This is a genomic window from Sorangium aterium (genome assembly GCF_028368935.1).
GTDB lineage: Bacteria > Myxococcota_A > Polyangia > Polyangiales > Polyangiaceae > Sorangium > Sorangium atrum.
In genome coordinates this window covers 661,270-673,054 of sequence record NZ_JAQNDK010000004.1, presented here as the reverse complement: position 1 = coordinate 673,054, position 11,785 = coordinate 661,270, and the positions used below count along the sequence as shown (strand labels likewise).

11 protein-coding genes are annotated in these 11,785 nt (G+C 68.8%); 5 read left to right on the top strand and 6 right to left on the bottom strand.

All coding sequences use genetic code 11. The features are described 5' to 3' along the window. Position 1 precedes the first annotated feature (1 nt). Together POL72_RS33955 and POL72_RS33950 are read right to left on the bottom strand one after the other, a co-directional pair. On the bottom strand, positions 2-610 hold the full coding sequence (locus tag POL72_RS33955) for a hypothetical protein (protein WP_272100935.1): 609 nt from the start codon (positions 608-610) through the stop codon (positions 2-4). 48 nt (positions 611-658) lie between these two features. Then, complete coding sequence (locus POL72_RS33950; protein ID WP_272100934.1) at positions 659-919, bottom strand: hypothetical protein; 261 nt, start codon at positions 917-919, stop codon at positions 659-661. A 583-nt stretch (positions 920-1,502) separates the two neighbouring features. Between POL72_RS33950 and tssC the strand changes: the two genes are divergently transcribed. Both tssC and POL72_RS33940 read left to right on the top strand, forming a co-directional pair. Then, complete coding sequence (gene tssC, locus POL72_RS33945) at positions 1,503-2,975, top strand: type VI secretion system contractile sheath large subunit (RefSeq protein WP_272100933.1); 1,473 nt, start codon at positions 1,503-1,505, stop codon at positions 2,973-2,975. Positions 2,976-3,066: 91 nt separating this feature from the next. Next, a complete protein-coding gene (locus POL72_RS33940) occupies positions 3,067-5,181 on the top strand; it encodes a M13 family metallopeptidase (RefSeq protein WP_272100932.1) in 2,115 nt (704 codons plus the stop codon). A 76-nt stretch (positions 5,182-5,257) separates the two neighbouring features. Here the strand turns inward: POL72_RS33940 and POL72_RS33935 are convergent, their stop codons facing one another. The 3 genes from POL72_RS33935 to POL72_RS33925 all read right to left on the bottom strand — a co-directional run bounded on the left by POL72_RS33935 (position 5,258) and on the right by POL72_RS33925 (position 7,163). Continuing rightward, positions 5,258-6,433: a WD40/YVTN/BNR-like repeat-containing protein gene (locus POL72_RS33935; protein ID WP_272100931.1), complete on the bottom strand. Its 1,176-nt coding sequence runs from the start codon at positions 6,431-6,433 to the stop codon at positions 5,258-5,260. A gap of 1 nt (position 6,434) precedes the next feature. Further along, on the bottom strand, positions 6,435-6,713 hold the full coding sequence (locus POL72_RS33930; protein WP_272100930.1) for a MoaD/ThiS family protein: 279 nt from the start codon (positions 6,711-6,713) through the stop codon (positions 6,435-6,437). A gap of 231 nt (positions 6,714-6,944) precedes the next feature. Further along, entirely contained in the window at positions 6,945-7,163 is a 219-nt protein-coding gene (locus POL72_RS33925) for a hypothetical protein (protein ID WP_272100929.1), read from the bottom strand. Between the two features lie 72 nt (positions 7,164-7,235). Here POL72_RS33925 and POL72_RS33920 point away from each other — a divergent pair, with 72 nt between their 5' ends. Further along, on the top strand, positions 7,236-7,391 hold the full coding sequence (locus POL72_RS33920) for a hypothetical protein (protein ID WP_272100928.1): 156 nt from the start codon (positions 7,236-7,238) through the stop codon (positions 7,389-7,391). A gap of 27 nt (positions 7,392-7,418) precedes the next feature. Here the strand turns inward: POL72_RS33920 and POL72_RS33915 are convergent, their stop codons facing one another. Beyond that, a complete protein-coding gene (locus POL72_RS33915) occupies positions 7,419-8,243 on the bottom strand; it encodes a LamG domain-containing protein (protein WP_272100927.1) in 825 nt (274 codons plus the stop codon). Positions 8,244-8,666: 423 nt separating this feature from the next. On the opposite strand from POL72_RS33915, the gene POL72_RS33910 reads away from it, so the two are divergent. Further along, positions 8,667-10,382, top strand: a complete 1,716-nt coding sequence (locus tag POL72_RS33910; RefSeq protein WP_272100926.1) for a DUF1592 domain-containing protein — start codon at positions 8,667-8,669, stop codon at positions 10,380-10,382. Further along, positions 10,379-11,680: a DUF1552 domain-containing protein gene (locus POL72_RS33905; protein WP_272100925.1), complete on the top strand. Its 1,302-nt coding sequence runs from the start codon at positions 10,379-10,381 to the stop codon at positions 11,678-11,680. Before POL72_RS33910 ends, POL72_RS33905 begins: the two co-directional genes overlap by 4 nt. Positions 11,681-11,785: the final 105 nt, after the last annotated feature.

Sequence of the window (11,785 nt, the reverse complement as noted above, 5' to 3'; positions counted from 1 at the left end):
GTCACCCCGCCTCGCCGCCCGTGGGTGCGCCCACGCTCGCGCTCCCGCTCGCGCCCACGCTCGCGAAGAAGCTCTGAATGCGGCCGTGGTTCAGCACCACGAAGAAGTCGACCCCGTACTTCACGAGCGTGATCCAGTGGGGCATGCCCGGGGAGCGCCGCGTCAGCACCTGGAGCAGCCCGGACCCGACCAGCAGCGCCGGGAGCAGGAGCTTGAGGTCGACGTGCGCCGGCGGGACGGCCTGGGACGCCGCGTTCAGCCTGTCCGCGGCCTGGACGACGAAGCGCGCCGTCCGGCCAGGGCTCGGCGGCTCGATGGGCTGGGCGCAGGGCGAGGGCGTGAGCTCATCGATCGGGCGGCAGCTACAGCCCGAGAGCTCGGGGATGTGCGCGAGCTCGGAGAAGACGTCCTCGAGCGGGACGTCGGGCTCGTGCTCGATCGTGAGGCTCGCGGCCCACGCGCTCGCCCGCGCGTCGACGACGCTGGGGCAGGCGCGCGCCAGCTCCGCGATCTCCTCCGCCCTCGCCGGGTCCCTGCGCAGCGCTGGGACGGCGAGGCGCACGCGCCCTGGAACCCAGTGGATGATGACGACCCCTCGATCGCTCGGCATGGCTCACCTCCCGGCCTGCGAGGCCGGGTCACCAGAACACCCCACGCGTCAGCTCCCGGGCGGCTCCATCTCCGCGCGCGACCACCCTTGCGCGCCGCCCGAGCCGGCGCGCTGCTCCTGGCGTGCCATCTCCTCCCTCACCTCGGCGACGAGGTCGGCGACCCTCTCCCTGCCCTCGCCGAGCGCGCCCCTGATCTTGTCCGCGGCGACGAAGCCGAGCGCCATGGCCCTCTTGACGGTCGGACGGGTGATCCTCGTCAAGCTGGCGAGCCCTATACCGATGATGATGCCGAGCCCGAGCCGTTCCATCCCCACTCCTCTCCTCGAAATCCACGACCTACGGCGAGCGAAGGCGCGCCGAACGCCGACGACGCACAGACGCGCGCCGGATGTAAAGACAGAGAATCTGGACCCACACAGACACGGGGCACACGGAGACACAGATAGAGACACGCGATGTCCGCTGTCCCTTCGTGCTCGCACTGCCCATTTCACTCGGTCCCGAGCCGTTCAGGGCGCTGGCACCGCGCGGCTACAACCAGGACGGGCGTCGCCGCGGGGGCGTCGGCGCCCGATCCGGAGTGCGAGAGGGCAGACTCGAACGAAAAGCCCTTGTTTCTCCGGCTTCCGTGGGTGCACCCACATGTGATTTGTAACACTGCAGTCGCGCGACCGCCATGCGCTTTTCATGTCCGGTCGACACCTGACTCGCGTGCTGAGGGAGCGTTCCGCGCGGGCGTCCGAGGCGCGCCGAGCGCGCGCATTTCGTGACCGCGCCGCGCCGCCCCAGGCCGCCCCGCCGCGCCCAGGAGGGGCCCGGCGCGGCGCGGCGCGCGGACGCCGGCGTGTCCGTCGCTTCCAGCCGACGAGCGACCGTGGTAAATTTCTGGACATGCAAGCGGGGCAGCACGAAGAGCCGGTGACGGGGAGCAATGGCTCTCTCCTCGCGGAGCTCCTGGCGGAGACGGGGGTCGGCCCCACGAGCGGCGCCTACCACGATGTGAAGCGGGGCGTGGAGGCGGTCGTCGGCAAGGTGGCGCGCCGCCCGGAGGCCGGCGCGGCGCTGGACAGCGCCCTCATCGACCTGTGGATCGCGGAGATCGACCAGCGGCTGTCGCGGCAGATCGACGAGATCCTGCATCACCCGGTGTTCCAGCGCCTCGAGGCCGCGTGGCGCGGCCTGAAGTTCGCCATCGATCACATCGACTTCCGGGAGAACATCCGTGTCGAGATCCTCAACTGTTCGAAGGACGACCTGCTCGCCGATTTCGAGGACTCGTCCGAGGTCGTGAGGAGCGGCCTCTACAAGATCGTCTATTCGTCGGAGTTCGGCAATTTCGGCGGCAAGCCGTTCGGCGCCGTCATCTCGAACTACGAGTTCGGCCCCGTGCCCCAGGACATCGCGCTCCTCCAGAAATGCGCCGCGGTGGCGACGATGGCGCACGCGCCCTTCCTGGCCGTCGCGGGCCCGCAGTTCTTCGGGCTCAAGGACTACCGGAAGGTGCCGCACCTCGGCGACATCAAGGCGCTCTTCGAGGGGCCGCAGTACGTGAAGTACACAGCGTTCCGCGAGTCCGAGGACGCGCGCTACGTCGGCCTGCTCCTCCCCCGCTTCCTCCTGCGCCTGCCCTACGGGGCGAGCACCGCCCCCATCCGGGCGTTCTCCTACGAGGAGGACGTCGTCGGCAACCACGGGGCGTACTGCTGGGGGGCGCCCACCTACGCGATGGCGACGCGGCTCGCCGAGAGCTTCGCGCGCCACCGCTGGTGCCTGCACATCATCGGGCCGCAATCAGGCGGCACGGTCGAGGGGCTCACGCTCCACGAGTACGAGGCGCTCGGCGCCATCCAGACGAAGATCCCGACCGAGATCATGCTGACCGAGCGCCGCGAGTTCGAGCTCAGCGAGGAGGGCTTCATCGGGCTCACGTTCCGCAAGGACACGGACAACGCCTGCTTCTTCTCCGCGAACTCGGCGCAAAAGCCCAAGTACTTCGGCCAGAGCGAGGAGGGGCGCGCCGCCGAGGTCAACTACCGGCTCGGCACACAGCTGCCTTATGTCTTCCTCGTCAGCCGGCTCGCCCACTACCTCAAGGTCATGCAGCGCGAGCAGATCGGCACCTGGAAGGAGCGCGGCGACCTCGAGCGCGAGCTGAACGGCTGGCTCAGCCAGTATGTCGCGGACATGGATGTCGTGTCGCCCGCCGTGCGCTCGCGCAGGCCGCTCCGCAAGGGGCGCACCACGGTGACCGAGGTCGAGGGGAGCGCAGGTTGGTACCGGGTCCACCTCGAGGTGCGCCCGCACCTCAAGTACATGGGGGCCTATTTCACCCTGAGCCTGATGGGCAAGCTCGACCGGGAGTGAGGCCGGCCCCGCTCCGGGCGGATGCGGGCGAGACCGCGCGGGATCCCGCTGCGGCCGGTCCGCGCCCGGCGGGTCTGTGGTAGAGCGCTGTATGCGCACGCACCGACAGCCTGCCGCTCCCCTCGCGCTCACCGTGGCCCTCTCCGCGCTGGCGGCCTGCGGACCCGCCGCGAGCCCGCCGCCGGCGCCCCCGCCCCCCACCGTGAAGGCGCTGATGCCGCCGGCGCCGCAGGGCCTCCCCGTCGTCGAGACGAAGCTCGAGAGCGTCGGGCTCGACGAGGCCGCGCTCGACCGATCGGCGAACCCCTGCGAGGACTTCTATCAGTTCGCGTGCGGCGGATGGCTCGCGAAGACCGAGATCCCGGGGGACGAGGCCTCCTGGATGCGGAGCTTCAACGAGATCGAGAAGCGCAACGAGGCAGAGCTCCGGCGCATCCTCGAGGACGCCGCGAGCGCCGGCGACCGGGATCCGGTGACCAAGAAGATAGGCGCCTACTACGGCGCGTGCATGGACGAGCCCGCGGTCGAGGCCGCCGGCGCGAAGCCCATCGCAGACCTGCTCGCGAAGGCGCGGCGGGTGCGCGACCCGAAGGGCCTCGGGGCGCTCGTCACCGAGCTCCACCGCCGCCGCATCTGGGCGCTGTTCGACATCGAATCCGCGCAGGACATGAAGGACGCGACGCGCGTCATCGCGCAGCTCGACCAGAACGGGCTCGGCCTGCCAGACCGCGACTACTACCTGGGCGAGGACGACAAATCGAAGGCGCTCCGCAAGACCTACGAGGAGCACGTCGCGCGGATGATGCGGCTCGCCGGCGCGCAGGAGGCGGCGGCGAAGGCGGCGGCGCTCGACGTGATGCAGATCGAGACAGAGCTCGCGAAGATCTCGAAGACGCGGGTCGAGCGGCGGGACCCGACGGGCCTCTACAACAAGCTCGACCGGGCGGCGCTCGCGAAGGCCGCGCCGGCGTTCTCGTGGGACGCGTATTTCCAGGGGCTCGGCCTCCAGGACGTCAAGGAGGTCAACGTGACCTCCGTCCGGTTCTTCGAGGGGCTCTCCCGGCTGCTCACGTCGGTGAAGCCCGCCGCGTGGCAGAGCTACCTTTCGTGGCACATCGTGCGCTCCATGGCGCCCGCGCTGCCCAAGGCGTTCGTCGACGAGAGCTTCACGCTGCAGGCCGCGCTCACCGGGCAGAAGGAGGTGCGGCCGCGCTGGAAGCGCTGCGTGGACGCGACCGACAACGCGCTCGGCGAGCTGCTCGCGCAGCCGTTCGTCAAGACGAGCTTCCCCGGCGCCAGCAAGCCTGCGGCCGAGGCGATGGTGCACCAGATCAGCGACGCGTTCGCGCGCAACGTCCGGGCGCTCGACTGGATGGATGAGGGCACGCGGCAGCGCGCGCTCGCCAAGCTCTCCGCGATGGCGTACCTCATCGGCTATCCCGACAAGTGGAGGACCTACGATTTCGAGGTCGATCCGAGATCGTACGCGAAGAACGCGCTCGCCGCGCGCGCCTTCCACACGCAGTGGGACCTCGGGAAGATCGACAAGCCGCTCGATCGCGACGAGTGGCAGATGAGCCCGCCGACCGTGAACGCCTATTACGACCCGCAGCGCAACCACATGGTCTTCCCGGCCGGCATCCTGCAGCCGCCGTTCTACAGCGTGAGCTCGGCCGCGGCGGTGAACCTCGGCGGCATCGGCATGGTGGTCGGGCACGAGCTCACGCACGGGTTCGACGACGAGGGCTCCCAGTTCGACCAGAAGGGCAACCTGGAGGACTGGTGGTCGAAGGAGGTGGGGGTGGCGTTCAGGGAGAAGACCGCCTGCGTCGAGGCGCAGTACTCGGCCTTCGAGGCGCTGCCGGGGCTGAAGCTGAACGGCAAGCTGACGCTGGGCGAGAACATCGCGGATCTCGGCGGCGTGAAGCTCGCCTTCATGGCGTACCGCGCGATGCGCAAGGGCGCGGCGGAGCAGACGGTCGCGAGCGGCTTCACGGAAGATCAGCAGTTCTTCCTGGCGCACGGGCAGTCCTGGTGCGGCAAGCTGCGCGACGAGGCGCTCCGGCTGATGGTCCAGGTGAACCCGCACTCCCCGCCGCGGTTCCGCGTGAACGGGCCGCTCGCGAACCTCCCGGAGTTCGGCGACGCCTTCAAGTGCGCGCCGGGCACGCCGATGCGGCCGACCAAGACGTGCGCTGTCTGGTAGCCGCGCGCGGCAGGCTCGGTTGAACGAGCCGCCGCGATCCTGATTTGTATACCGATTATCCCGGCCAACCGACCTATCACGCCATGCGTACTGAATAGATCGGCGGCAGGTTATTGGCGACGGTCGTCCAACCCTCTCCGCCGTCATCGCTCACGTAGAGATTGCCCGTGGTGGTGCCGAATGCCACAGCGCCGTCCTTGTTGGCGAGCGCGTGGCGGTAGATGACGTCGTAGGCTTGCTCCTGGGGCAAACCCCGGCGGAGCTGCTCCCAGGTCTCACCGCCGTCCTTCGTGCGAGCCACGAAGAGCGCGCCGTCGACGGTGATTCGCTGCATGTCCGACTTGCCGGGGACGACCCACGCCGTGCGTCCGTCCCTCGCGTCCGCTGTAATGGGAAAGCCGAAATGCACGCCTTGCTCTGGACGGCTCACCTTGCGCCAGCTCTTTGCGCCGTCACTGCTGTAGTAGATCCCAACGTGATTCTGCTGCCAGATATGGTCGGGATCGCCCTCGCATTGCTCGATGTAATGCGTATCGTGGCCCCACTCGGCGTCTGGCTCGGGCGTGTGATCGAGCCGCATGCCGCTGTTGCGCGGTTGCCAGGTCTCTCCACCGTCCGCTGTTTCGATGACGCCCGCCGTGGACACGGCGACGAGGATTCGCTTCGGGTTACGCGGGTCCACCACGATGGAGTGAATGCCCGGGGCGAACTCGCCCCCCTCGGAGGCCGGTGTGCCAAACCATTTCGTCTCGCCTTTGCCCTCGCCTGTGAACAGGTCGCCGCCGCGTGATTCGTGGTTCCAGAGCGGCCGGTTGAGCTCGAAGGAGCCGCCGCCGTCGCGGCTGACGAACAAGCCACCCGGAATGGTGCCCACGTAGACCGCGCCACCCGGGCCGAAGCCGATGATCCAGAGCTTCTGTATCGTGGCCGGGCGCGTGACGATCTTCATGCCGACGCCGAACTCGCTGCCGGCGTCTTCGTACATGTCCTGGCCGATGTAGCGAGCGCCCTCGGGATATTTGATCTGGGCGGGGTTGTCATTCCAGGTCTCGCCCTCATCCGTCGAGACGGACAGCTTGGCTCCCCAATGGCCGAAGCCGAGCAGCGCCCAGAGCTTGCCCGTGTAGGGATCGCGCGCGACATAGTTGACGCCGCCGCCGGCGTGGCCCGCGAGGCGCGGCTTCCACGAGTCGTTCTGCTTTTCGACGATGAACGTGCCTTTTCGCGTGCCTACCAGAATACGGCTTGCCATTTTACCCTCCGCTCAACGCTTGCAGAATGTGGACCTCGTCGTCGGCAGCGACCGCGTCGGTGAGTCCCTTACGGTCGCGGATCATCTGCTTGCCGACGAAGATGTTGACGTGCGTCCGCAAGCGGCCGCGCTCGTCGCAGATGTAGAAGCCGATGCCGGGCGCGAGCCTCTCCAGGGCCGCCACGACCTCACCTGCTGTCGACGCCTCGACGACGAGGTGTTGGCCTTCGAGGTGCGGGAAGAAGGTGTAGAGATGGCGCGTCAGGTGGACAGACGGCATGGTGGGGTTGCCGTACTCCCGAGCTTGTCGTGCGTCAATTGGTTTTCAAGGCCGGCAGGCAAGACGCAGCCACACGCAGAGCCCCGATGTTTTCAGGGCCCAAGCATTCCCGCGCCCGTTCCCGCTTACGCTACCGCCGCCGCGGCCGCGCTGCGTCGAGGTGGGTTGATTCGGTGGGAGCTCGCGCCTTCATTTGGGGAGATGAGTTGCCGCTGAAAAGGGATTGGCACGTTATGCAGGCTCCTCGGGGATCTCGGGCGTGCCGGGCCACGTGATGCCCACCTTCTGAGGCATCTGTCGAGCGAAGACCGTGGTTCGCTTCATCACGTCGTCATGGATGTGGCTCGCGAGGTGCTCGATCGGCGCCCGGACCGCGGGCGGTAAGCCGCGGCGCGAGGTGAACGCGATGTGGACGATGCCCTCGGTCACGTACCGGCTTCCCAGGATCAAGGCTCGCCGGTCGGGCCCGGGGGTCGAGCTGGGGGGCGCGCTCCTCGCGAGCCCGAACTGCGCGTTCGCCCGATGCTCTCGGCCGGCGCGGGGGCGCTGCACGTGTCGGTCGACGGCGAGGCGGCGTGGCCGTACCGGGGTGTCCACAGCGCCCGGTGGGCGTTCTCGGCGGACGCCGGTCTGGGCGCCGAGATCGAGCTCGTGCGGGGGCTCGACATCTATCCGTGAGGAGAGGAGCGCCGCAGGCGAGCCTGCTCATCGGGGATCCGGCGGAGAGCGCTGCGAGAGCTCGGCGACCTCTGCCGGGGCGAGCGCCCGGCTGTAGATGACGATGTCATCGACGTCCGCAAAGAGGAACCGACCCGCGCCCACCCATCGACCGACATAAAGGGTGTTGGAGCCGGGCGCTATCGTCACGTCGATCGGCGCCGCCTGGTCGAGCCGCCCGTCGAGGTAGAGGGACATGGTGAGCGCCTCGCCGTCGACGACCGCGGCGGCGTGCGTCCACCGGCGAGGCTCCATGCAGAAGCAGATGAGGAATTGATAATCGCCGTTCTCCGGCCCTTTCCAGAACCCGAAGTGCATGCCCGGCGGCGACTGCGCGTAGTCGATGTTGATCTCCCATCCGCCGGTGTCCTCCGTGCTGACCACGGTCGCCAGGACCTCGGGCGCGGGCTCGTCGCTCGTCAGGCGCACCCACGCCGAGACGCTCCAGCTCGCGGTGGCGTTCGGGAAGCTGTCGACCGCCATGAACTCGCCCTCGCCGAGGTGCATCGCCTTGCCGAACCGACCGTCTTGCACCCACGTTCCTCCGGTCAGCGCTCCGTCGCGCATGTTGCCAGAGGAATCGCGCACGACCGTGCCCTCTCCCTCGTCGAACGTCCAGTGCGCGACCATGCCCTGGGTCAGCGTCGTGGGGGCCAGCTCGATGGCGTCGAGCGGCCCTGCCTCGCAGGCCGCGAGCCCCAGCAGCGCGAGGGCAGCCAGGCGGCGGGGCGCCGCGCGGCCGGGGGGCCTCGCGGCAGAAGCCGGCATCGCGGTGGTAACCCGGTGCGGGGGCAGCGTGTTCGACCGCTTCATGGTCAGGCCCTCTCCGTAGCAGGACAGAGAAGCGGCGCCGAGGGGCACGGCGGGCCCGCCGGTCCTGTCCCGATCCCGGCCAATCCCCGGTTCCGAGCTTCGGTGTCCTGAGGCACCCGGCGGTGACGCGGCGCAGCGTGCTGCGCTGCAGCATATCCGATCTTCCTGCGTCGCCTCGCAGCGCGCGTTTGACCAGAAATTTGTCATGGAGTGCGAATCGACTGGAGGGTGAGCCGCTTCGGGGGCGAGCCGCTACTGCCAGATGCTCCCTGCGACGGCCGACCTGCTGGTCGCCTGACCATCTCCGCGACGCTGCCGTCGCGAGACGTCGAACCTGCGTCTTTCTCTCTCGAGGCGCCCGCGTCGTTGCAGGGGTGCGTTCGCGGAGCGGATGCGTTCACACGACACGAGGAGATGAACACGATGAGACTTATCTTGCGGACTTGCGCAGGGCTCGTCCTTTGCGCGCTCGCAGCCGCCTCATGCACCGGGGTGCTCGGCGGCCCGGGCGACGCCGAGGAGCGGCCTGGCGGCCCGGGCGACGCCGAGGAGCGGCCTGGCGGCTCCGTGGCTCCTGACCCGAGCTTCGACGGGACCCCGGCGGATCCCACCTCGGCGGGCGTCAAGGTGCTCCGCCGGCTCAGCGGGCGCGAGTACCTCAACACCGTCCGGGATCTGCTCGGAGACACCACGCTGCACCTCAACGATGTGCCCATGGAGAATGACGATCCGGTCCTCGGCTACCATCTGCCCGGCCCGGTCGACAAGCTGAACGCCGAGCTGTTCCGCGACGCAGCCGAGAAGCTCGCCGCGAACGCGGCATCACGCCTGAGCGCGCTCGTGCCGTGCGACGCGCAAAGCGCCGGAGAAGAAGCATGTGCCCGGCAGTTCGTGACGGAGTTCGGCCTGAAGGCGTACCGGCGCCCCCTCTCCGCCGACGAGGTGGACGGGCTGATGCGCCTCTATCAGACCGGGCGAACGGAGATCGAGCTCGACTTCAACGGCGCGATCATCCTCCTCGTCGAGGCGATGCTGCAGTCGCGGGGGTTCCTGTACCACTGGGAGAACGGACAGGAGCCAGCGATCGTCGAGGGGAAGACGGTGAAGCTGGACGGCTATGCGCTCGCCAGCCGCCTCTCGTACTTCCTCTGGGGGACGATGCCTGACCAGGCGCTGTTCGACGCCGCGGCCGCGGATCGGCTGGCGAGCACGGAGGACGTGGCCCGAGAGGCGCGCCGGATGCTAGGCGATCCGAGATCGCGCGACGCCGTGGCCGACTTCTTCGAGGACTGGCTCGACCTCTCGGCGGCCGCTCGCAAGCCGAAGGACGCCGACGTCTACCCCGAGTTCGACGATGCGCTGAAGCGGGCGATGTCGGAGGAGGTGCGGCGCTTCGTCGCCGGGGTCGTCCTTGATGGCACCGGGCGCTTCGAGGAGGTGCTGACCGGGACGAGCTCGTTCGCGAACGAGCCGCTCGCCGCGGTTTATGGAGTGAGCGGGCCGAAGGGCGAGGAGATGCAGCCCGTGTCGCTCGACCCGGCCCAGCGGTCAGGCATCTTGACCTCGCCTGCGTTCCTGACCGTGACCGGCGCGGCCGACGGCTCGCACCCGGTCAGGCGAGGGAAAGCCATCCTTAACCAGATCCTGTGTCAGACGCTCCCGCCGCCGCCGAACGACATCCCGGAGCCGAAGAAGCCAGATGAGGGAGGTACCACGCGAGAGCGCTTCGCGGAGCACTCCCAGCTGGCGTGCGCGAAGGGCTGCCATGCGCGCCTGGATCCGCTCGGCTTCCCGTTCGAGAACTACGACGGCATCGGACGCTTCCGGACCATGGACAACGGAGAGCCGGTCGACGCGACGAGCACCGTCGAGCTGGACGGCCAGGTCCACGCCGTGGCCGACGCGCGCGGGCTCAGCCAGGTGCTCGCCTCGAGCGAGACGGTCCACAGCTGCTTCGCCAAGCAATGGCTGCGCTATGCGCTCGGTCGAGGCGAGACGGGGGACGACAAGGCCTCGTTCGAGTCGGTGGTGGATGCCTTCGAGGGCGCTGATCAGGACATCCGCGAGCTGATGGTGGCGCTGGTGAGCTCACGTACGTTCCGCTTCCGAGCGATCATGGAAGGAGAGGTGCTGCAATGAACCAGGCGCGATTCTCACGACGAGCACTGCTCCAGGCGCTGGGCGTGGGGGCGGCCATGCTGCCGCTGCTGCACGCCGAGCGCGCGGCCACGGCGGCGCCGAGCGCGTTCCCGAAGCGCATGATCGCTGTGACCTGGACCAACGGCATCTTCCAGCAGAACTGGCTGCCGGGCAACGACGACCTGAACGCGGCGCGCCTCCCGACCATCCTGGAGCCGCTCGAGAGCTGGAAGTCCAAGGTGCTGATCCCCCAGGGGGTCGACCTGAAGGTGATGCTGGACGCGAACCGGACGTACGACGGGCACTTCAGCTATGGCGCGCTCTTCACCGGCGTGAGCCCCGCCCCCGGGGTCAGCGACGGCGTCGCGCCGTCGATCGATCAGATCATCGGAGACGATCTCAGGAGCAAGGGGGTGAGTTCGCCGCAGCTCAACCTCGGCTGCCGCCCCTATGGCTTCTCGACGAGCTGGGCGGGGCGGAATCAGAAGAACAACGCCGAGACGGATCCCTACCGCCTCTTCAACAGGCTCTTCGGAGGGGCGAGCCTGCCGGCAGCCCAGATCGACAAGCTGCGCAAGCGCAGGCAGAGCGTCCTCGATCTGGTGGGGACCGACCTCGAGCGCTTCGGCCAGCGCCTCGGGACGGAGGACCGGCTGAAGGTGCAGGCGCACCTGGACTCGATCCGCGCGCTGGAGCTGGACCTCGAGGCGGCGGCCTCGCAGCGCGCGTGCACGCCGCCCGCGATCGGCGAGGGGGGGATCAACTACAATAACATCAACGACTATCCGAAGCACGTCGACCTGATGATGAAGCTGGCCGCGGCAGCCGTGAAGTGCGACCTGGCCCGGACGGTCACCCTCGATCTCATCGACGACGGCGGGGGCAACAGCCTCACGTTCCCGTGGCTCGGCATCGGCAGCCCCGACTACCACGCCATCGCCCACGAGGGCGCGAACAACGCGACCCAGAAGACGGCGATCGATCGGTGGTTCTACGAGCAGGTCGCCACGCTCGTGGCGCAGCTCGCCGACTCCTCCGAGGGGGACGGGAGCGCGCTCGACAACAGCGTCGTCGTCGTCGCCAACGACATGAACGAGGGGAACTACCACGCCGTAGACAACATCCCGTTCCTGCTCGTCGGGAGCTGCGGGGGGTTCTTCAAGACCGGGCGGAAGGTCAAGCTGGGGAGCATGCCGCACAACAAGCTGCTCGCCACGCTCTGCCACGCGATGGACGTCCCGGTGAGCAGCGTCGGCGAGGGGTACGGCGGAGACTGCGACGCGTTCTTGAAGGCTTGACCGACAAGCGAACCTCCGGGGCGATTCGCTCGGGTCGTACACCGGTGCTCCCGAGAGCGGAGCGCCCGAGCCGGGCGACCAGGCGTGGCCTGTCTACAGCTCCGC